This is a genomic window from Hafnia sp. HMSC23F03 (assembly GCF_001816025.1).
GTDB classification, from domain to species: domain Bacteria; phylum Pseudomonadota; class Gammaproteobacteria; order Enterobacterales; family Enterobacteriaceae; genus Hafnia; species Hafnia paralvei.
The window spans coordinates 1-1,089 of the sequence record NZ_KV824241.1 but is presented as its reverse complement, the minus strand read 5'-3'; the positions used below and the strand labels follow the sequence as shown (position 1 = coordinate 1,089).

The window sequence follows — 1,089 nt, the reverse complement described above, 5'->3', positions numbered from 1 at the left end:
AACGTTACTTCCTCTCAATGCGTTCGCCTCAGAACGTGCGCTCGAGCAGGCTAGCGCTGAGCAAATTCTTGCGTTGCCGGTTCCCATTCGGCATGTCAAAGATCCCGCGACCTGTCCGGCACATTTGTTGCCGTGGTTAGCATGGGAATACGCGGTGGACTATTGGAACCCCGAATGGGACGAGGCGCAAAAGCGGCAGGTTATCGCGGATGCAGCGTATGTTCATCAGCATCGAGGGACCGCAGGCGCAGTGCGACGATCGTTAAGCGCTGTGGGGCTACCGACCACGGTGGTGGAGTGGTGGCAAGATCAACCAAGACAAGCTCCGTATACCTTCCGCATTGAGGTTTATAGCACGCAGGGTGTGACCGAAGCCTTGTATGAACAGATCCGCAACCTTACCGACCGCGCCAAAAACCTCCGCAGCCATCTGAGCAAGATAGATGTGATCACCGACGTGGGGACTGAGGGGGCATTTTACATTTCGGGTGCGGTAACGGCGCATGTTGATATCGATATTTTTGCAGGGGAGCCCAATGGCTAACTTTTACAGCATTATCACGAATCGAGGCAAAGAGCTCGAGGCCGAGGCGCTGGCGAGTGGAACCAAAATTACGCTGGCGAAATTTGTCGTAGGGGATGGCAATGGGCAGGCGGTGGCCCCCAAGCCAACACAGACCAAGCTTATCAATGAGCAGTACCGAGGGGATATTGGGGAACTGAGTGTTTCTCCCGATCAACCGACCCAGATGATGGCGAAAGTCGTCCTACCGACTGAGGTGGGCGGTTTTACCGTCCGTGAAATCGGAATGCTTACTGACGCAGACGAGCTGTATGCCGTGGCGAACTGTGCTGCGATTGAAAAGCCTGTGGGCGGTGTCAGCGTCAATATGCAGTTTCGTCTGGCGGTGTCAGATACGGCCAATATCACATTAAACGTAGCGACAGGCGATGGACTGTTTTTACGGATTGACCAGGATCTGACTGAAATCCGTGGGCGAGGTGCGCAGGCGCAAAAGACAGCCCGAGAGTCGCTGGCGATCGTGGATGCCTCAACAAAGCAAAGGGGGTTGGTGCAACTCAATAGTG

2 protein-coding genes are annotated in these 1,089 nt (G+C 54.9%); both read left to right on the top strand.

Annotated features, from left to right (window positions below; translation table 11 throughout):
* Positions 1-544: phage tail protein I (locus tag HMPREF3091_RS18565; RefSeq protein ID WP_070717908.1), on the top strand; the 544-nt coding region annotated here is incomplete at its 5' end.
* Positions 537-1,089, top strand: a 553-nt coding sequence (locus HMPREF3091_RS18560; protein ID WP_168168196.1) for a phage tail protein, incomplete at its 3' end; no start/stop codon positions are given. The genes HMPREF3091_RS18565 and HMPREF3091_RS18560, both read left to right, overlap by 8 nt.